The organism is Pseudomonas maumuensis, assembly GCF_019139675.1.
Lineage (GTDB): Bacteria > Pseudomonadota > Gammaproteobacteria > Pseudomonadales > Pseudomonadaceae > Aquipseudomonas > Aquipseudomonas maumuensis.
In genome coordinates, this window is record NZ_CP077077.1 from 387802 (window position 1) to 406704 (window position 18903).

The 18903-nt window shown below is 65.1% G+C and carries 13 protein-coding genes; 8 read left to right on the forward strand and 5 right to left on the reverse strand.

The features are described from left to right. Positions 1–179 precede the first annotated feature (179 nt). Together aceF and aceE are read right to left on the reverse strand one after the other, a co-directional pair. A complete protein-coding gene (gene aceF, locus KSS90_RS01845; RefSeq protein WP_217868015.1) occupies positions 180–1814 on the reverse strand; it encodes a dihydrolipoyllysine-residue acetyltransferase in 1635 nt (544 codons plus the stop codon). Between the two features lie 13 nt (positions 1815–1827). Further along, positions 1828–4473: a pyruvate dehydrogenase (acetyl-transferring), homodimeric type gene (aceE, locus tag KSS90_RS01850; RefSeq protein ID WP_217868016.1), complete on the reverse strand. Its 2646-nt coding sequence runs from the start codon at positions 4471–4473 to the stop codon at positions 1828–1830. A 383-nt stretch (positions 4474–4856) separates the two neighbouring features. Between aceE and glnE the strand changes: the two genes are divergently transcribed. The 8 genes from glnE to KSS90_RS01890 all read left to right on the forward strand — a co-directional run bounded on the left by glnE (position 4857) and on the right by KSS90_RS01890 (position 14890). Beyond that, positions 4857–7790 (forward strand): bifunctional [glutamate--ammonia ligase]-adenylyl-L-tyrosine phosphorylase/[glutamate--ammonia-ligase] adenylyltransferase, encoded by a 2934-nt coding sequence (gene glnE, locus KSS90_RS01855; protein ID WP_217868017.1) that lies wholly within the window; start codon positions 4857–4859, stop codon positions 7788–7790. 139 nt (positions 7791–7929) lie between these two features. After that, positions 7930–8979 (forward strand): lipopolysaccharide heptosyltransferase II, encoded by a 1050-nt coding sequence (gene waaF, locus KSS90_RS01860; RefSeq protein WP_046857431.1) that lies wholly within the window; start codon positions 7930–7932, stop codon positions 8977–8979. Beyond that, positions 8980–10038 (forward strand): lipopolysaccharide heptosyltransferase I, encoded by a 1059-nt coding sequence (gene waaC / locus KSS90_RS01865; protein ID WP_217868018.1) that lies wholly within the window; start codon positions 8980–8982, stop codon positions 10036–10038. It begins immediately after the preceding gene. Continuing rightward, positions 10038–11162 carry a glycosyltransferase family 4 protein gene (locus KSS90_RS01870; RefSeq protein WP_217868019.1) on the forward strand — a complete coding sequence of 375 codons (1125 nt, stop codon included), beginning with the start codon at positions 10038–10040 and terminating at the stop codon, positions 11160–11162. The genes waaC and KSS90_RS01870 overlap by 1 nt, the downstream gene beginning before the upstream one ends. Beyond that, a complete protein-coding gene (gene rfaP, locus KSS90_RS01875) occupies positions 11159–11965 on the forward strand; it encodes a lipopolysaccharide core heptose(I) kinase RfaP (protein WP_217868020.1) in 807 nt (268 codons plus the stop codon). The genes KSS90_RS01870 and rfaP overlap by 4 nt, the downstream gene beginning before the upstream one ends. Further along, positions 11965–12699, forward strand: a complete 735-nt coding sequence (locus KSS90_RS01880; RefSeq protein ID WP_217868021.1) for a lipopolysaccharide kinase InaA family protein — start codon at positions 11965–11967, stop codon at positions 12697–12699. The genes rfaP and KSS90_RS01880 overlap by 1 nt, the downstream gene beginning before the upstream one ends. After that, entirely contained in the window at positions 12696–13448 is a 753-nt protein-coding gene (locus tag KSS90_RS01885) for a lipopolysaccharide kinase InaA family protein (protein ID WP_217868022.1), read from the forward strand. Before KSS90_RS01880 ends, KSS90_RS01885 begins: the two co-directional genes overlap by 4 nt. Beyond that, a complete protein-coding gene (locus tag KSS90_RS01890) occupies positions 13448–14890 on the forward strand; it encodes a lipopolysaccharide kinase InaA family protein (RefSeq protein WP_217868023.1) in 1443 nt (480 codons plus the stop codon). Before KSS90_RS01885 ends, KSS90_RS01890 begins: the two co-directional genes overlap by 1 nt. Positions 14891–14943: 53 nt before the next feature. Here the strand turns inward: KSS90_RS01890 and KSS90_RS01895 are convergent, their stop codons facing one another. The 3 genes from KSS90_RS01895 to KSS90_RS01905 all read right to left on the reverse strand — a co-directional run bounded on the left by KSS90_RS01895 (position 14944) and on the right by KSS90_RS01905 (position 18810). Continuing rightward, positions 14944–15120, reverse strand: a complete 177-nt coding sequence (locus KSS90_RS01895; RefSeq protein ID WP_217868024.1) for a DUF4175 domain-containing protein — start codon at positions 15118–15120, stop codon at positions 14944–14946. After that, positions 15117–16229, reverse strand: a complete 1113-nt coding sequence (locus tag KSS90_RS01900) for a PepSY-associated TM helix domain-containing protein (RefSeq protein ID WP_217868025.1) — start codon at positions 16227–16229, stop codon at positions 15117–15119. The genes KSS90_RS01895 and KSS90_RS01900 overlap by 4 nt, the downstream gene beginning before the upstream one ends. Positions 16230–16383: 154 nt before the next feature. Then, the gene (locus tag KSS90_RS01905) at positions 16384–18810 is read right to left on the reverse strand and encodes a TonB-dependent siderophore receptor (RefSeq protein ID WP_217868026.1); all 2427 of its coding nucleotides are present in this window, start codon (positions 18808–18810) and stop codon (positions 16384–16386) included. Between the last annotated feature and the right edge of the window lie 93 nt (positions 18811–18903).

Consider the following 18903-nt stretch of genomic DNA (forward strand, 5'->3'; position numbering starts at 1 on the left):
GCAAGCGGCCATGCGGGATGCTGTGAACAGGTTGTCGGCCAACAGGATGAAATCTGAAGCGAAGCCCTTCGTGGGAGCGGGCCCTATAAAAAAAAGCCCCGCCAATTGGCGGGGTTGAGGTACGAGCGTGGCAGCTCGAAAACGGTGCTGCCCCCCGAGTGAGGGGCAGCGTGCAGCTATTACAGCAGCATGGTGCGGATATCGCCCAGCACGTCGCCCAGGCGCTTGGTGAAGCGCGCGGCGGCGGCGCCGTTGATCACACGATGATCGTAGGACAGCGACAGCGGCAGCATCAGCTTGGGCTGGAAGGCCTTGCCATCCCAGACCGGCTGCATGGTCGCCTTGGACACACCAAGGATCGCCACTTCCGGCGCGTTGACGATCGGCGTGAAGCCGGTGCCGCCAATGTGGCCGAGGCTGGAGATGGTGAAGCAGGCGCCTTGCATGTCGTCGGCCGACAGCTTCTTGGTGCGCGCTTTCTCGGCCAGTGCAGCGGCTTCGGCAGCCAGTTGCAGCAGGCTCTTCTGGTCGACGTTCTTGATCACCGGGACCAGCAGGCCGTCCGGGGTGTCCACGGCGAAGCCGATGTGTACGTACTTCTTGCGGATGATCGCCTTGCCGCTTGGCGCCAGCGAGCTGTTGAAGTCCGGCAGTTCCTTGAGCAGGAAGGCGCAGGCCTTGAGCAGCAGCGGCAGCACGGTCAGCTTGACGCCAGCCTTCTCGGCCACGGCCTTCTGCGCAACGCGGAAGGCTTCCAGCTCGGTGATGTCGGCGGAGTCGAACTGGGTCACGTGCGGCACGTTCAGCCAGCTGCGGTGCAGGTTGGCGGCACCGACCTGCATCAGGCGGGTCAGGGCGACTTCTTCGACTTCACCGAACTTGCTGAAGTCCACGGTCGGGATCGGCGGGATGCCGGCACCACCGGTGGCGCCGGCAGCCGGGGCTTCCTTGGCCTTCTGCATCATCGCCTTGACGTAGACCTGCACGTCTTCCTTGAGGATGCGGCCGTGCGGGCCGGTAGCCGCGACCGAACCCAGGTCGACGCCGAACTCACGGGCCAGCTGACGAACTGCCGGGCCTGCGTGAACCTTGGCATTGCTGCCGGCGGCAGGGGCGGTGGCAACCGGTGCTGGGGCAGCAGCCGGGGCGGCAGCGGCAGGCGCCGCGGCTGGAGCAGCCTCAGCCTTGGCCGGAGCAGCGGCGGCTGGTGCTGGAGCAGCAGCAGGGGCAGCGCCAGCGGCTTTGATCTTGAAGATCAGGTCGCCGGTGCCGACTTCGTCTTCCAGTTTGCACAGCACGGCTTCGATCACGCCGGCGGCGGGCGACGGGATCTCCATGGAGGCCTTGTCGGACTCCAGGGTGATCAGCGACTGGTCGGCTTCGACGGTGTCGCCGACCTTGACCAGCACTTCGATGATCTTGGCCTTGCCCGACGAGCCGATGTCCGGCACGTGGATGTCCTGCACGCTGGCGGCAGCCGGGGCTGCGGCCGGAGCAGGGGCGGCTTCGGCCGCAGGCGCTGGGGCAGCAACTGGCGCCGGAGCAGCAGCGGCAGGCGCCTCAGGTGCCGCGGCAGCGGCACCCTCGACTTCCAGGACCAGCAGCTCGTCGCCTTCTTTCAGGCGGTCGCCCAGCTTGACCTTCAGTTCCTTGACCACGCCGGCCTTGGGGGCCGGGATCTCCATGGAGGCCTTGTCGGACTCCAGGGTCAGCAGGCTCTGGTCGGCCTCGATACGGTCACCGACCTTGACGAACAGCTCGATGATTTCACCTTCACCGCTGCCGATGTCAGGTACGCGAATGAGTTCGCTCACTTAAAAATACTCCTCAGCAGTCCAGTGGGTTGCGCTTGTCCGGGTCGATGCCGAACTTGACGATGGCGTCAGCCACAACCTTGGGTTCGATCTCGCCACGGTCAGCCAGGGCTTCCAGGGCAGCCAGCACCACGAAGTGGCGGTCGACTTCGAAGAAGTGACGCAGCTTCTTGCGGCTGTCGCTGCGACCGTAACCGTCGGTACCCAGGACTTTGAACTCTTTGCTCGGCACCCACTGGCGAATCTGCTCGGCGAACAGCTTCATGTAGTCGGTGGAGGCGATGACCGGGCCCTTGCGACCGGCCAGGCACTCTTCGACGTAGGTCTGCTGAGGCTTCTGGCCAGGCTTGAGGCGGTTGGCGCGTTCCACGGCCAGGCCGTCGCGACGCAGTTCGTTGAAGCTGGTGACGCTCCACACGTCGGCGCCGACGTTGAACTCTTCACGCAGGATCTTCGCCGCTTCGCGGACTTCGCGCAGGATGGTGCCGGAGCCCATCAGCTGTACGTGGTGCGCGGCTTCGCGGGTGTCTTCCTCGAGCAGGTACATGCCCTTGATGATGCCATCCTCGACACCGGCCGGCATGGCTGGCTGCTGGTAGGATTCGTTCATCACGGTGATGTAGTAGAAGATGTCCTGTTGCTCTTCGGTCATCTTCTTCATGCCGTCCTGGATGATCACCGCCAGCTCGTAGCCGTAGGTCGGATCGTAGGTGCGGCAGTTCGGGATGGTGCCCGCCATCATGTGGCTGTGACCGTCTTCGTGCTGCAGGCCTTCACCGTTGAGGGTGGTACGGCCGGCGGTACCGCCGATCAGGAAGCCACGGGTGCGGCTGTCGCCAGCGGCCCAGGCCAGGTCGCCAATGCGCTGGAAGCCGAACATCGAGTAGAAGATGTAGAACGGCAGCATCGGCTGGTTGTGGCAGCTGTACGAGGTACCGGCAGCGATGAACGACGACATGGCGCCGGCTTCGTTGATGCCTTCCTCGAGGATCTGGCCCTTCTTGTCTTCGCGGTAGAACATCACCTGGTCTTTATCGACTGGCTCGTAGAGCTGGCCGACCGACGAGTAGATGCCCAGCTGGCGGAACATGCCTTCCATACCGAAGGTACGGGCTTCGTCCGGGATGATCGGGACGATGCGCTGGCCGATGTCCTTGTCCTTGACCAGCTGCGCGAGGATGCGCACGAAGGCCATGGTGGTGGAGATTTCGCGGTCGCCCGAGCCGTCGAGGATCGCTTTCAGCGTTTCCAGTGGCGGGGTCGGCACGCTGAAGCTCTTGGCGCGGCGTTGTGGCACGAAACCGCCCAGGGCAGCACGGCGCTCGGCCAGGTACTTGGCTTCGGCAGAACCTTCTTCGGGCTTGAAGAACGGCAGGTTCTCAAGGTCGGCATCCTTGACCGGGATGTCGAAGCGGTCACGGAAGTGACGCAGGCTGTCGACGTCGACCTTCTTGGTGTTGTGCGCGGTGTTCTTGGCTTCGCCGGCACCGGTACCGTAACCCTTGATGGTCTTGGCCAGAATGACGGTCGGCTGCTCTTTGTGGTTCACGGCCTGGTGGTATGCCGCGTAGACCTTGTACGGGTCGTGGCCGCCACGGTTGAGCTTCCAGATCTCGTCGTCGGACAGGTCTTCGACCATGGCCTTGAGCTCTGGGGTGTTGAAGAAGTTCTCACGGACGTACGCGCCGTCCTTGGCCTTGTAGTTCTGGTACTCGCCGTCGATGACTTCGTCCATGCGGCGCTGCAGGGCACCGTTGGTGTCCTTGGCCAGCAGTGGATCCCAGAAGCGGCCCCAGACGACCTTGTTGACGTTCCAGCCACCGCCACGGAACACGCCTTCGAGTTCCTGGATGATCTTGCCGTTGCCGCGAACCGGGCCGTCGAGGCGCTGCAGGTTGCAGTTGATGACGAAGATCAGGTTGTCCAGCTTCTCGCGGCCGGCCAGGGCGATCGCGCCCAGGGATTCCGGCTCGTCGCACTCGCCGTCGCCCATGAAGCACCAGACCTTCTGCTTGCCGGCCGGGATGAAGCCACGGGCTTCCAGGTACTTCATGAAGCGCGCCTGGTAGATTGCCTGGATCGGGCCCAGACCCATGGAAACGGTCGGGAACTGCCAGAAGTCAGGCATCAGCCACGGGTGCGGGTACGAAGACAGGCCGTTGCCGTCCACTTCCTGACGGAAGTTGTTCATCTGCTCTTCGTTGATGCGGCCTTCCATGAAGGCACGGGCGTAGACGCCTGGCGAAGCGTGGCCCTGGAAGAAGATCAGGTCGCCGCCGTGTTCGTCGGTCGGGGCCTGGAAGAAGTAGTTGAAGCCGATGTCATACAAGGTGGCGCTGGAGGCGAAGCTGGAGATGTGTCCGCCCAGGTCCGAGTCTTTCAGGTTGGTGCGCATGACCATGGCCAGGGCGTTCCAACGCACCATCGAGCGAATGCGGCGTTCCATGAACAGGTCGCCGGGCATGCGTGCTTCGTGGGTGACAGGGATGGTGTTGCGGTACGGCGTGGTGATGGCATACGGCAGCTGCGAACCACTGCGGGTGGCCAGCTCGCCCATACGGGTCATCAGGTAATGAGCGCGGTCTTCGCCTTCTTTGTCGAGGACCGACTCCAGGGCATCCAGCCATTCCTGGGTTTCGATTGGATCGAGGTCTTGCATGGCTTGCTCCAGGGCGGAAAGGCCACCAGAATCGATGGCCTGAGTTTGCGACTGGCCTTATGGGCAGACGTCGTGAATTCTTGGATTACCGGACAGTCATCCGGCGCGGTGTAGTTTTACTACAAATGCTTTCGCATTTCATGCTTTTGCACGTTGGGCGTAGTAGTAAAACTACACAAATGCGACGTTTGGTCGCACCCTGGGTTGTGAGGAAAAACGTTCATGTTGGTTGGCGTTGTGTTGCTAACGGGTGGATCTTGATGTTTTTTGCCAATCTTTCGGTTTTTTCCGCTATTTCCAACTTTTGTATGACAGTCCAACCGTGGTCCAGCCTGCGCTTGACCCCCTCAACCCCTCTCATTCACGCCGATCAAGGATAGACCATGCGCCTGCCTTTGCCGCTCGATCTGCCTGCCGCTCTCCAACCACTGGTCGTTCGTAATCGACAGTTCCTAGCAGACGCACTGGTTGCGCACCCTGACCTGGCGACAAGCAGCTGGACAGAAGATCAGCGTCGGCAGTTCGATCAGGTGGCGGCGGCCAGCGAGTTCGTGCTCACCCAGGCCCAGCGCGAGCCGGCGATGCTGTTCGACCTGTTGGCCGGCGGCGAGATGGCACGTGCCTTCGCACCAGGCGAATTGCGCGCGCGCATCAAGGGCGCCGCCCAGGCCGCGCAATCCGAGGACGAGTTGGCGCGCAACCTGCGCCGCGAGCGCAATCGCCAGCAGTTGCGCATTATCTGGCGCGACGTCACCCGCCAGGCGGCGTTGGCCGAGACCTGCCGCGACCTGTCCGACCTGGCCGACGCCAGCATCGACGAAGCCTATCAATGGCTCTACCCACGCCATTGCCAGCAGTTCGGCACCCCCATCGGCAATCGCAGCGGCCAGCCCCAGCACCTGGTGGTGCTGGGCATGGGCAAGCTGGGCGCGGTGGAGCTGAACCTGTCGTCGGACATCGACCTGATCTTCGCCTTTCCCGAGGGCGGTGAAACCGAGGGCGTGAAGCGCTCGCTGGACAACCAGGAGTTCTTCACCCGCCTGGGCCAGCGCCTGATCAAGGCGCTCGACCCGGTCACCGTCGATGGCTTCGTGTTCCGTGTCGACATGCGCCTGCGCCCCTACGGTTCGGCCGGCGCGCTGGTGCTCAGCTTCAATGCCCTGGAGCAGTACTACCAAGACCAGGGGCGCGACTGGGAACGCTACGCCATGATCAAGGCGCGGGTGGTGGCCGGCGACCAGGCGGCCGGCGCGCAGCTGCAGGAGATGCTGCGGCCGTTCGTCTATCGGCGCTACCTGGACTTCTCCGCCATCGAGGCGCTGCGCACCATGAAGCAGCTGATCCAGCAGGAGGTGCGGCGCAAGGGCATGGCCGACAACATCAAGCTGGGGGCCGGCGGCATCCGCGAGGTCGAGTTCATCGCCCAGGCATTCCAGCTGATCCATGGCGGACGCGACCTGAGCCTGCAGCAGCGGCCATTGCTGAAAGTGCTGACCACCCTCGAGGGTCAGGGCTACCTGCCGCCGGCGGTGGTTGCCGAGCTGCGCGACGGCTATGAGTTCCTGCGTTATACCGAGCACGCGATCCAGGCCATCGCCGACCGCCAGACCCAGATGTTGCCGGACGATCCGACCGACCGCGCACGCATCGCCTACATGCTGGGCTTTGCCGACTGGGATGGCTTCCATGCCCAATTGATGCACTGGCGTGGGCGGATCGACTGGCATTTCCGCCAGGTGATCGCCGATCCGGACGAGGATGAGGCCGAGGGCGAACTGGTGGTCGGTGGCGAATGGTCGCCCCTGTGGGAGCAGGCCCAGGACGAAGAGGCTGCCGGGCGTCAGTTGCAGGAGGCCGGTTTCCACCAGCCTGCCGAGGCGCTGCGCCGGCTCAATGCGCTGCGGGTCAGCCCGACGCTGCGCTCGATGCAGCGCCTCGGCCGTGAGCGTTTGGATGCCTTTATCCCGCGTCTGCTGGCCCAGGCGGTCGAGCACGACAACCCGGACCTGGTGCTGGAACGGGTGCTGCCCCTCGTAGAGGCTGTGGCGCGCCGCTCCGCCTACCTGGTGCTGCTCACCGAAAACCCCGGCGCGCTGCGTCGTCTGTTGACGCTGTGCGCGGCCAGCCCATGGATCGCCGAGCAGATGGCCCGTTACCCGCTGCTGCTCGACGAACTGCTCAACGAAGGCCGGTTGTTCAGCCCGCCGCTGGCCCCTGAGCTGGCCGCCGAGCTGCGCGAGCGACTCACCCGTATCCCCGAGGACGACCTGGAACAGCAGATGGAGGCTCTGCGCCACTTCAAGCTGGCCCATAGCTTGCGCGTGGCCGCCTCGGAGATCAGCGGCAACCTGCCGTTGATGAAAGTCAGCGACTACCTGACCTGGCTGGCCGAGGCCATTCTCGACCAGGTGCTTGCCCTGGCCTGGCGCCAGACCGTGGCGCGCCATGGCCAGCCCCAGCGCAGTGACGGCAGCCTGTGCGACCCTGGCTTCATCATCGTCGGCTACGGCAAGGTCGGCGGCCTCGAGCTGGGCCACGGCTCGGACCTGGACCTGGTGTTCATCCACGATGGCGACCCGAACGCCGAAACCGACGGTGCCAAGCCGATCGACAGCGCGCAGTTCTACACCCGCCTGGGCCAGCGCATCATCCACCTGCTGACCACCCAGACCAACTCCGGCCAGCTCTACGACGTGGACATGCGCTTGCGTCCGTCCGGCGCCTCGGGGTTGCTGGTGAGCTCGCTGGGCGCCTTCGAACGCTACCAGCAGAACGAGGCCTGGACCTGGGAACACCAGGCCCTGGTGCGGGCCCGGGTGCTGGTGGGTTGTCCGCTGGTGGCGAGTGCGTTCGAGGGCGTGCGGGCCAAGGTACTCGGCCAGCCCCGCGACCTGGACAAGCTGCGCGTCGAAGTGAGCGAGATGCGCGCCAAGATGCGTGACAACCTGGGCACCAAGGCCACCGCCGCAGGCACGGCGGGCAATGCCTTCGATGCCGGGCAGCCCTTCGATATCAAGCAGGATGCCGGCGGTATCGTGGATATCGAATTTATGGTGCAATACGCCGCTTTGGCCTGGTCCCACGACCATCCGGCCATACTGCGCTGGACCGACAACATCCGTATCCTCGAAGAGCTCGAACAGGCCGGGTTGATGCCCGCCGCCGACGCCGTGCTGCTGCGCGAGCTGTACAAGGCGTTCCGCTCGGCCTCGCACCGCCAGGCCTTGCAGATGCAGGCCGGGGTGATCGACGCGGCGCAGTTCGCCGAGGAGCGCCGTGAGGTAAGGCGGATCTGGGGGCAGCTTGGGTTGACCTGAGCTTGCCGGGGCCGCGCTGCGGTGAACAGGGCGCAGCGCGCCCTCGGTGGTACACTGTCCGCCACATAGCCTGAATATAAAGAGGGGAGGCCAGGTTGTAGCGCAGCCTGCAGCCTCCCCGAATGTTTCTGGATAAAGCATGAGAATACTGATCATTGGCCCCAGCTGGGTCGGCGACATGGTGATGGCGCAGACCCTGTTCCAGAGCCTCAAACAGCAGCACCCCGACTGCGTGATCGACGTGTTGGCACCCGAGTGGAGCCGGCCGATCCTCGAACGCATGCCCGAGGTGCGCCAGGCCTTGAGCTTTCCGCTCGGTCACGGCGCGCTGGAGCTGGCCACGCGGCGGCGCATCGGCAAGTCGCTGGCCGGCCAGTACGACCAGGCGATCCTGTTGCCAAATTCGCTCAAGTCGGCGCTGGTGCCGTATTTCGCCGGCATCCCCAAGCGCACCGGCTGGCGCGGCGAGATGCGCTACCTGCTGCTCAACGATGTGCGCAAGCTGGACAAGGCGCGCTACCCGCTGATGATCGAGCGCTTCATGGCCCTGGCCTACGCACCGGGTACCGAGCTGCCCAAGCCGTATCCGCGCCCGGCCCTGCAAATCGAGGCCGCCAGCCGCGAGGCTGCCCTGGCCAAGTTCGGCCTGGAGCTGGACCGCCCGGTGCTCGCCCTGTGCCCCGGCGCCGAGTTCGGCGAGGCCAAGCGCTGGCCCGCCGAGCATTACGCCGAGGTGGCCGAGGCGATGATCCGCCAGGGCTGGCAGGTGTGGTTGTTCGGTTCGAAGAACGACCACCCGGTCGGCGAGCAGATCCGCGACCGGCTGATCCCGGGCCTGCGTGAAGAATCCTGCAACCTGGCCGGCGAGACCTCGCTGGCCGAGGCCATCGACCTGATGTCCTGCGCCAGCGCCGTGGTGTCCAATGACTCCGGGCTGATGCACGTGGCCGCCGCCCTCAACCGTCCGCTGGTGGCGGTGTATGGCTCGACCTCGCCGGGCTTCACCCCGCCGCTGGCCGACCAGGTGGAAGTGGTGCGCACCGGTATCGAATGCAGCCCCTGCTTCGACCGCACCTGCCGCTTCGGCCACTACAACTGCCTGCGGCTGTTGGAGCCGGCGAAAGTGATCGCCGCCTTGCACAGCCTGGGTGGCTCCGACCTGATCGCAACCGTGGCCGAGGTCGACTGAGTGCGGGTCCTGATCATCAAGACGTCGTCGCTGGGCGATGTCATCCATACCTTGCCGGCGCTTACCGACGCCGCCCACGCCATCCCCGGCATCCGTTTCGACTGGGTGGTGGAGGAAGGCTTCGCCGAGATCCCCAGTTGGCATCCTGCGGTCGACCAGGTGATCCCGGTGGCGATCCGCCGCTGGCGCAAGAATATCTGGCAGACGCTCAAGAGCGGCGAATGGAAGGCCTTCAAGCAGCGCCTGCGCGAGCACAAGTACGACCTGGTGATCGATGCCCAGGGCCTGGTCAAGTCGGCCTGGCTGACCCGTTACGTGAAAGCGCCGGTAGCCGGCCTGGACCGTTACTCGGCCCGCGAGGGCTGGGCCAGCCGCTTCTACGACCGGCGGCTGTCGGTCGCCGTCGGCCAGCATGCCGTCGAGCGCGTGCGCCAACTGTTCGCCCTGGCCCTGGCCTACGACCTGCCGGAAGGGCTGGGCAACTACGGCCTTGACCTCAACCGCCTGCAACTGCCGCCCGCCGCGCCTTACGTGGTGTTCCTGCATGGCACTACCTGGGCAACCAAGCACTGGCCCGAGGCCTACTGGCGCGAGCTGGCCGAGCGCATGGGTCGGCGCAAGCTGCAGGTGATGCTGCCATGGGGCAACCCTGCGGAAAAAGCCCGTGCCGAGCGTATCGCCCAGGGCTTGAACAATTGCCAGGTGCTGCCCAAATTGAACCTGGCGGGCGTGGCCCGTGTGCTGGCCGCCGCCAAGGCCTGCGTGGCGGTGGACACCGGCCTGGGCCACCTGGCCGCCGCCCTGGATGTGCCGACCATCTCCCTGTTCGGCCCCACCAACCCTGGTTTGACCGGTGCCTACGGACGCGCCCAGATCCACCAGGCGAGCAACTTCCCCTGCGCCCCGTGCCTGCAGAAGAAGTGCACCTACAAACCGAGCGCCGAGGACCTGCGCCGGTTCGATCTCAAACGCGAGTGGCCGCTGTGCTTCACTCGCCTGAATCCCGAGCATGTGGCGGGCCGCTTGAGCGCGCTGCTGCTGGCTGAGGATGTTCGTTGATGCAACTGGCTTTTGTGCTCTACAAGTATTTCCCCTTTGGCGGGCTGCAGCGTGACTTCATGCGCATCGCCCTCGAATGCCAGAAGCGTGGCCACCAGATCCGTGTGTACACGCTGATCTGGGAAGGCGACATTCCACCGGGCTTCGAGGTGCTGGTGGCGCCGGTCAAGGCGCTGTTCAACCACCGCCGCAACGAGAAGCTCAGTGCGTGGATGGCCGCAGACTTGGCCAAGCGTCCGGTCGATCGCCTGGTCGGCTTCAACAAGATGCCCGGCTTGGACGTCTACTACGCCGCCGACGGCTGCTTCGAGGACAAGGCCCAGACCCTGCGCGGCGGCCTCTACCGCCGTTGGGGCCGCTATCGCCACTTCGCCGAGTACGAGCGGGCGGTGTTCGCCAAGGATGCACGCACCGAGATCCTGATGATCTCCGAGGTGCAGCAGCCGCTGTTCATCAAGCACTACGGCACGCCCGAGGCGCGTTTCCATCTGCTGCCGCCGGGTATTTCCCAGGACCGCCGCCGCCCTGCCGACGCCGAGGCCATCCGCGCCGCCTTCCGCCAGGAATTCGGCCTGGCCGACGATGAGCTGCTGCTGGTGCAGATCGGTTCGGGCTTCAAGACCAAGGGCGTCGACCGCAGCCTCAAGGCCCTGGCGGCGCTGCCGTCGGCCCTGCGCAAACGCACGAAGCTGATGGTCATCGGCCAGGACGACCCCAAGCTGTTCCAGGTGCAGAGCACGGCACTCGGCCTGGGTGACCAGGTGCAGTTCCTCAAGGGCCGCAGCGATATCCCGCGTTTCCTGCTCGGTGCCGACCTGCTGATCCACCCCGCCTACAACGAAAACACCGGGACCGTATTGCTCGAGGCGCTGGTCGCCGGCCTGCCGGTGCTGGTGTCGCGGGTGTGCGGCTACGCCCACTACATCGCCGAGGCCGACAGCGGCCTGGTGCTGGACGATCCGTTCGACCAGGACCAGCTCAACGCCTACCTGCAACGCATGCTCGAGGACGCCGCGGCCCGTGCAGCCTGGTCGAGCAACGGCGTGGCGTTCGCCGCCACCGCCGACCTGTACAGCATGCCGCAACATGCCGCCGACGTGATCCTCGGGCAGGAGACCGCATGAAGCTGATACTGGCCGAACCGTTCAAGCGCCTGTGGGCCGGGCGTGACCCCTTCGACGCCGTCGAGGCCTTGCAAGGCGAGGTGTACCGCGAGCTTGAAGGTCGTCGCACCCTGCGCACCGAGGTCGATGGCGCAGGTTTCTTCGTCAAGATCCACCGTGGCATCGGCTGGGGCGAGATTTTCAAGAACCTGTTCAGCGCCAAGCTGCCGGTGCTCGGCGCCGGCCAGGAATGGCGGGCGATCCAGCGCTTGCATGAAGTCGGCGTGCCGACCATGACCGCAGTGGCCTACGGCGAGCGCGGCGGCAACCCCGCCACCCAGCATTCGTTCATCGTCACCGAGGAGTTGGCACCGACCGTCAGCCTGGAAGACTTCAGCATCGACTGGGTCAGGCAGCCGCCCGAGCCGCGCTTGAAACATGCGCTGATCGCCGAGGTGGCGAAGATGACCGGCGGCATGCACCGCGCCGGGGTCAACCACCGCGACTGCTACATCTGCCACTTTCTGTTGCATACCGACCGCCCGGTGACGGCGGAAGACTTCAAGCTGTCGGTGATTGACCTGCATCGCGCCCAGACCCGGGCGAAAATTACCCGCCGCTGGCGCGACAAAGACCTGGCTGCCCTGTATTTCTCGGCCCTGGACATCGGCCTGACCCGCCGCGACAAGCTGCGCTTCTTGCGCGGTTACTTCCAGCGCCCTTTACGTCAGGTGCTCAAGGATGAGGCCGCGCTGCTCGCCTGGCTGGAACGCAAGGCGCAGAAGCTCTACGACCGCAAGCAACGTTACGGGGACGCACTCTGATGGCGAGCTGGAACCTGGCGCCTGGGTACGCGCACCTGGCGGCCGATTTCGGCAGCATCGACGCGGTGTTCGCTATCAAGGGCGAGCGGCTGACCCGCGACCCGCTGAGCGAGGTCATCCGCATCGAACGGGATGGGGTCAACTATTACGTCAAACGCTACACCGGCGCCGGCAAGCACATGCGCCGTTACCTGGGGCGACCGCGGGTCAAGGCCGAGTGGCAGAACCTCAAGCAGTTCGCCAAGTGGGGTATTCCTACCGCCGAGGTGGTTGCCTGGGGCCTCGAGCGCCAGGGCCTGGCGTTTGGCCGGGGGGCGATGATCACGCGCGAACTGCCTTGTACCGAGGACCTTTCGGTGCTCGCCGAGCGCAACGATCCACGCCTGCGTGACGCGGCCTGGGTCGATCATGTCAGCCGCCAGCTGGCGCGGCACACCCGGGTGATGCACGATCACCATTTCGCCCATAACGATCTGAAGTGGCGCAACCTGCTGGTCGATGACCAGGGCACGCTGTTTTTCATCGACTGCCCGACGGGCGACTTCTGGCGCGGCTTCATGCTTCGCCATCGGTTGATCAAGGACCTGGCCTGCCTGGACAAGGTCGCCAAATACCACCTGTCGGCGACTCAGCGCTTGCGCTTCTACCTGCAGTACCGCGGCCACGCGCGCTTGCATGCGCGTGACAAGAAGCGCATTCGCCAGGTGTTGGGCTTTTTCGAGGGAAGGGAATGACCGATTATCTGGCCAGCGCCGACCAGGCGCTGTTGCAAAGACATGGCCTGGGCGACTTCGAAGCGCTCTGGGCGCTGCAGCTGGACGCCGTGGATGAGCCCAATACCGGCCGCGGCGGCTGGAGCAGCGTGTTCCGTCTGGAGCTGGAGGGCAAGGGCTACTACCTCAAGCGCCAGAGCGACTACTTTACCCGCAGCCTGCAGCGACCATTCGGCGAGCCGACGTTCGCCCGCGAGTTCCGCAACATCAGCCGCTACCAGAAACTCGATATCCCCGCCTTGCAGGCGGTGTTCTACGGCGAGCGCAAGCAAGGCGGCCAGCACCGCGCGATCCTCATGACCCGTGCGCTGGACGAATGGACCGACCTCGAACAGCTGCTCGCCCATTGGCCACAGACGCCCGCGCCACAACGCGAAGCGGTCCTCCAGGCTTGCGGACGGCTGGCCCGCACCCTGCACGCCGCCGGGCAGATGCACGGTTGCTTCTACCCCAAGCACATTTTCCTGCGTGAGCGCCGCGAGGGCTGGCAGGCGCAGTTGATCGACCTGGAAAAGACCCGTCCGCTGCTGTTCGGCATGCGTGACCGGGTCAAGGACCTGGAGCCGCTGCTGCGCCGCGCCCGGGCCTGGGGCGAGGCGGACGTGCGCGTGCTGTTGGCCGCCTACCTGGAGCAACCGGCGGACAGCGCCCTGGTTTCCACCTGGCTGCAACGCCTGACCCAACGCCGTCGCCACAAAGAGGCCCGCTGATGCGCCTGTGCGAACTGAAGGAGGCCGGGCGTAGCCCGAGCCTGCCCCTGACCATCACCCTCGCCGACGCCGCAGGCAGCGCCGACTTGCAACTGCTCAGCCTGCTACGCGTGCTGCCCGGCCAGCGCTATGTCGGCGCCGGCATCTGGCGTGGCACCAAGGTGCTGGCCAAGTTGCTGGTCGGCGGCAATGCCGCCCGTCACTTCCAGCGTGAACGCGATGGCGCCCGGCTGATGGCCGAACAGGGCCTGACCACCCCGCGCCTGCTGGTCGATGGCCTCAAGGAAGGCGAGGGCGGCTGGCTGCTGTTCGAATACCTCGATCACGCCGAAAGCCTCGGTGACGCCTGGGCCAAGGTGGAATCATTGCCGATGCTCGCCGATGAGCAGCACCTGGTACTCGGCGAGGCCTTGACCGCCATTGCGCACCTGCACGCCAAGGGCCTGTGGCAGGAGGACCTGCACCTGGACAACCTGCTGCGCCAGGACGGCCAGCTGTACCTGATCGACGGTGCCGGCATCAAGGCCGAAACGCCTGGCCAGCAGCTGTCGCGCCAGCGCGTGCTGGAGAACCTCGGGGTATTCTTCGCCCAGTTGCCCAAGCGCCTGGAGCCTTTTATCGAGGAGGCGCTGGTGCATTACATCCTGGCCAACGCCGAGCATGCGCTGCCGCTGGAGGCGTTGCAGAAGCAGGTGGACAAGGTGCGCAACTGGCGCCTGAAAGACTACCTGGACAAGGCCGGGCGCGAATGCACGCTGTTCAGCGTCGAACGTAGTCTGTCGGGCCTGCGCGCCATCCGCCGCGGCGAGGTCGCGGCGCTGCTGCCGGTGTTCGAGCAGGCCGATGCGCTGATCGACCAGGGCCACCTGTACAAGACCGGTGGCGCGGCCAGTGTGGCGCGTATCGAGGTGGGCGGGCGCAAGTTGGTGCTCAAGCGCTACAACATCAAGAACACCGCCCACTGGTTCAAGCGCTTCTGGCGTCCGAGCCGGGCCTGGCATTCGTGGATCGAGGGTCACCGCCTTGAGTTTCTCGACATCGCCACGCCTCGCCCCCTAGCGGTGTTGGAGCAGCGGGTGATGGGGCTGCGCAGCACGGCCTACCTGGTGACCGAGTACGCCGACGGGCCGGACCTGATCGAGTGCTTCGCACCCTACGTGCAAAGCGGCGAGGCGCCCGACGAGCAGGTCGAGGCCCTGGTGCGGGTCATGCAACAGCTGATCCGCGAGCGCATCAGCCATGGCGACTTCAAGGGTCACAACCTGTTCTGGCAGGACGGCCAATGGTCGCTGATCGACCTCGACGCCATGTGCCAGCATGCCACCCAGCTAAGCTTCGCGCCGGCCTTCGCCCGCGACCGTGCGCGGCTGTTGCGCAACTGGCCGAGTGGCAGTGCGCTGCACCAGCGGTTGAACCAGGTGTTGCCGCGTTTGGCTGATTGAATGATCGGTTGAAGCGACTGTGTAGGGGCGGCACAAGGCCGCTCCTACGCTATTTACCGCCGCCAGAACCCACTCAGGCCCAGCCCGGCTGAAAGGCCCAGCCCCACCCAGGCCAGTACATCCCACATCCCATCCCCGAGTAGTGCGGCAAACAGCCCGGCCGCACTGAGCACGGCGATCAGCGCCGGCCAGGCGAAGATCCTGCCGGTGCTTTGCGACTTGTGGCTCATGCCCGCACCTCCCGCGGCTTACGTTGCTTGCCCCACCACAGGTACAGGCCGCTGCCCAGCACGATGATGGTCAGGATATCGAGCACGGCCCAGAGGATCTGCATGGGGCGGCCGCCGTAGTCGCCGAAGTGCAGGGGCTGTGACAGGCCCATGGCGTCCATGTACCACGGGCGCTCGCCCACGGCGGTCACTTCCAGGGTGCGCGCGTCGATCAGTATCGGTGTGAACAGGTGCGAGGTCAGGTTCGTGGCGCCATTCATGAATACCGCATAGTGGTGCTCGCTGGAGAAGCGCGTGCCGGGGAAGGCGATGAAGTCCGGGCGCATGCCCGGTGCGGCCTGTTCGGCGATCTTCAGCAACTGCGTGGCCGGGGCGCGCTCGGTGAGCGGCGGGGCATCGCGGTAGGGGGCGACCATGGCCGCCAGGCTGTCGTTGCGCCAGGCAGCGATCACCAGGTCGGACAGGGCGCTGATAACCCCAGTGACGCCGACCACCAAGGCCCAGGTCAGGGTGACCACGCCGATCAGGTTGTGCAGGTCGAGCCAGCGCAGGCGCCGGGATTTGTCGTGGCGCACCGTGGCGAATTTCAGCCGGCGCATGAACGGCGCGTACAGCACCGTGCCGGAGACGATCGCGACGACGAACAGCAGGCCCATGAAGGCCAGCCACAACTTGCCGGGCAACCCGGCGAACATGTCCACGTGCAGGCGCAGCATCAGCATCATGAAACCGCCGTTGGCTGCCGGCATGGCCACGGCCTCACCGGTGCGGGCGTCGAGCATGAAGGTGTGCGATTGGTCGGGGTGGGTGCCGGCGGTGGCGGCCATGATCGCCACCACGCCGTTGGGTTCGTCCTCTTCGTAGCCGAAGTACTGCATGACTTCGCCAGGGCGATGCTGCTCGGCCTTGAGCACCAGTTGCTGCAGGTCCAGGTGCGGGGTGCCGGGAGGCATCTCGCGCAGTTCGGGGGCATCGCCCAGCAAGTGTTCCAGCTCGTGGTGGAAGATCAGCGGCAGGCCGGTCAGGGCCAGCAGCAGCAGGAACAGCGTGCATACCAGACTGCTCCAGGTATGGATCGCTGACCAGCGGCGGATGGTTTGGCTTTTCATCACGGTTCCGTCTTTGCCTGAAGGATCGAGGGGCTGCTGTGCAGCCCATTCGCGGGCAAGCCCGCTCCCACAGGGAAAGCGCAGATCTCAGGGTATGCGCACTACCTGTGGGAGCGGGCTTGCCCGCGAATGGGCCGCAAGGCGGCCCCGTCACTCAGAACTTGTAGGTGGCGCTGGCGACGACGCTGCGTTGGTCCCCGTAGTAGCAGTAGTACCCGTCGCAGGTGGACAGGTAGTCCTTGTTCAGCAGGTTGCTGGCGTTGACCGCCACCGAGGCACCCTTGAGGCTGTTGTCCAGGCGGCCCAGGTCGTAATGCACGGCGGCGTCGAACACAGTGTAGGCCTTGCTCTTGCCGAGCCAGGTGTTGGCTTCGTCACCGTAGCGGCTGCCGGTGTAGCGTGCGCCAAGGCCGATGCCGAAGCCGTCAAGCACACCGGTATGCCAGGTGTAGTCGGCCCACAAGGAGGCCTGCTGGTTGGGCATCTGTTGCAGACGGTTGCCTTTGTACTGCCCTTTCTGGACTTCGGACTTGGCCAGTGTGTAGGCGGCGATCACTTTCAGGTTGTCGGTGACGTCGGAGACGGCTTCCAGTTCCAGGCCGTGGACCTTGACCTCACCGGTCTGGCTGGAAATCGGCACCCCACTCACGTTGTTGGTGACGGTCACGTTCTTCTGGGTAAGGTCATACACCGCCGCAGACAACAGGGTGTTGGAGCCAGGTGGCTGATACTTGAGACCCAGCTCCCATTGCTGGCCTTCGGTCGGTTTGAATGACTTCTCGACGTCTGCGTTCGAGCCGCTGCTTGGCTGGAACGACTCGGCATAGGACAGGTAGGGAACAAAGCCTGAATCGAACACGTAGCTGAGCGCCGCGTTGCCGCTGAACTGCTTGTCGCGCTGGGTGTTGGTGGCATTGCCCTTGTTGCGGAACGTGGTGCCGGTATGCACCCAGTCCTCACGCCCGCCCAGGGTCAGGCGCCATTTGTCGAGCGCCATCTGGTCCTGGATGTAGAGCCCGGTCTGCACGGTTTTCTGGTTGTAGTCCAGATAGGCCGCGGAGCGGTCCGGGCGGATGATCGGCAAGCCGTACACCGGGTTGTTGACGTTGGTGGCTGGTACGTCGAAGCCATAGATCGAGAGGAAGTCGGACTCGGTGCGCTGGTGGTCCAGGCCGATCAAAACCGTGTGGCTGATGTCACCAGTGGTGAAGTCGGCCTGGAAGTTGTTGTCGAGCGCGAATTGGCTGATGTCCTCATCGACGTTGGTGGACATGCGGTTGGCATTGCCCTCGTTGTCCACCGGGCCGCCGGGTTGGAAGTAGGCACCAACGGTGAGCGTCTGGAATGACAACTCGCTCTTGGTGTAGCGCAGATTCTGGCGGAACTGCCAGACATCGTTGAAACGATGCTCGAAGGCATAGCCCAGCGCGTAGTAGGTGCGGTCGTAGTATTCGTAATCCGGGTCACCCAGGTTCTTGTGGCGGGAGACCTTGCCGAACGGCATGTCGATCTTGGTGCCTTGTATCGGGTAGAACTGGCTGGTGGCGCCGGTATCGTCGCGGGTGAACTGGCTGAGGAAGGTCAGCGATGTGTCGTCGTCGATGTTCCAGGTCAGGCTCGGGGCGATGTTGTAGCGCTTGTTGTCCATATGGTCGATTTGCGTGCCGCTGTCGCGTACCACGCCGCTGACGCCATAGAGGAACTGACCCTGCTCATCGAGCTTGCCGGTGCTGGCGAAGTTGATCTGGCGGTGGTTGTCGCTGCCGTACTGCAGCTGGATCTCATGGCTGCTCTCGGCCTGGGGGCGGCGGCTGACCATGTCCAGCAGGCCGCCGGGCGGGGTCTGGCCATACACCGACGAGGCCGGGCCACGCAGCAGCGCAAGGCGGTCGAGGTTCCAGGTTTCGGCTTTTGGGTTGGCATACACGCCGCGGGGCAGGGGCAGGCCGTCGAGGAACTGGGTCGGCTCGAAGCCGCGCACGCGCATCCAGTCATAGCGGGTGTCGCTGCCGAAACTGGCGGAGACGATGCCGGGCATGTACTTCACCGCATCATCCAGGCTCTGCACGCCGCGGTCGCTCATCTGCTGGCGGGTGGCGACGGAAATGGAGCGTGGGACTTCGACCAGCGCGGTGTCGGTCTTGGTGCCGGCGGCGGTGCGCTTGGCGGTGTAGCCCTCCACCGGGCCCCAGGCGCTTTCAAAGCTGCTGTTGGCGTCGATGTTGGTCTCCGGCAGCGCCAGGCTGCCTTCCGCCACCAGGCTGTAGCTGCCGGCGCTGCTTTGCTGCAACTGCAGGCCGGTACCACGCAGGGCTGCCTGTAGCGCGCCGATACCGTTGTACTGGCCGCTGACCGGCGCCGAATTGCGCCCACTGACCAGGGCCGGGTCCAGCGCCAGGGCGATGCCGGCCTGGCTGGCGATCTGGTTCAGGGTGCTGGCCAGCGGTGCGCTGGGCAGGTTGTAGGCACGCATGGCGGACTGTTCGGCGGCGAACAGGGCGGTGCTGGCCAACGGGGTGGCCAGGCCGATGGCCAGGGCCATCAGGCTGGGGCGAAGCAAAGCATCAACGGCACGGGACATTCAGCGGCTCCTCGACGAAATAGTGCTGACTGCTTCCTTGCCGAGCGAGAGTGGGAAAGTGACAGAGGGGTGTGAAAAAAAATACGACTGATT

Bases quoted from the DNA above. Each gene is read 5' to 3' on its own strand.
- KSS90_RS01870 (WP_217868019.1), top strand. From the start codon at position 10,038: ATGCAACTGGCTTTTGTGCTCTACAAGTATTTCCCCTTTGGCGGGCTG.
- rfaP (WP_217868020.1), top strand. From the start codon at position 11,159: ATGAAGCTGATACTGGCCGAACCGTTCAAGCGCCTGTGGGCCGGGCGT.
- KSS90_RS01895 (WP_217868024.1), bottom strand. From the start codon at position 15,120: ATGAGCCACAAGTCGCAAAGCACCGGCAGGATCTTCGCCTGGCCGGCG.
- KSS90_RS01905 (WP_217868026.1), bottom strand. From the start codon at position 18,810: ATGTCCCGTGCCGTTGATGCTTTGCTTCGCCCCAGCCTGATGGCCCTG.
- KSS90_RS01890 (WP_217868023.1), top strand. From the start codon at position 13,448: ATGCGCCTGTGCGAACTGAAGGAGGCCGGGCGTAGCCCGAGCCTGCCC.
- waaF (WP_046857431.1), top strand. From the start codon at position 7,930: ATGAGAATACTGATCATTGGCCCCAGCTGGGTCGGCGACATGGTGATG.
- glnE (WP_217868017.1), top strand. From the start codon at position 4,857: ATGCGCCTGCCTTTGCCGCTCGATCTGCCTGCCGCTCTCCAACCACTG.
- KSS90_RS01900 (WP_217868025.1), bottom strand. From the start codon at position 16,229: ATGAAAAGCCAAACCATCCGCCGCTGGTCAGCGATCCATACCTGGAGC.
- aceE (WP_217868016.1), bottom strand. From the start codon at position 4,473: ATGCAAGACCTCGATCCAATCGAAACCCAGGAATGGCTGGATGCCCTG.
- KSS90_RS01885 (WP_217868022.1), top strand. From the start codon at position 12,696: ATGACCGATTATCTGGCCAGCGCCGACCAGGCGCTGTTGCAAAGACAT.
- KSS90_RS01880 (WP_217868021.1), top strand. From the start codon at position 11,965: ATGGCGAGCTGGAACCTGGCGCCTGGGTACGCGCACCTGGCGGCCGAT.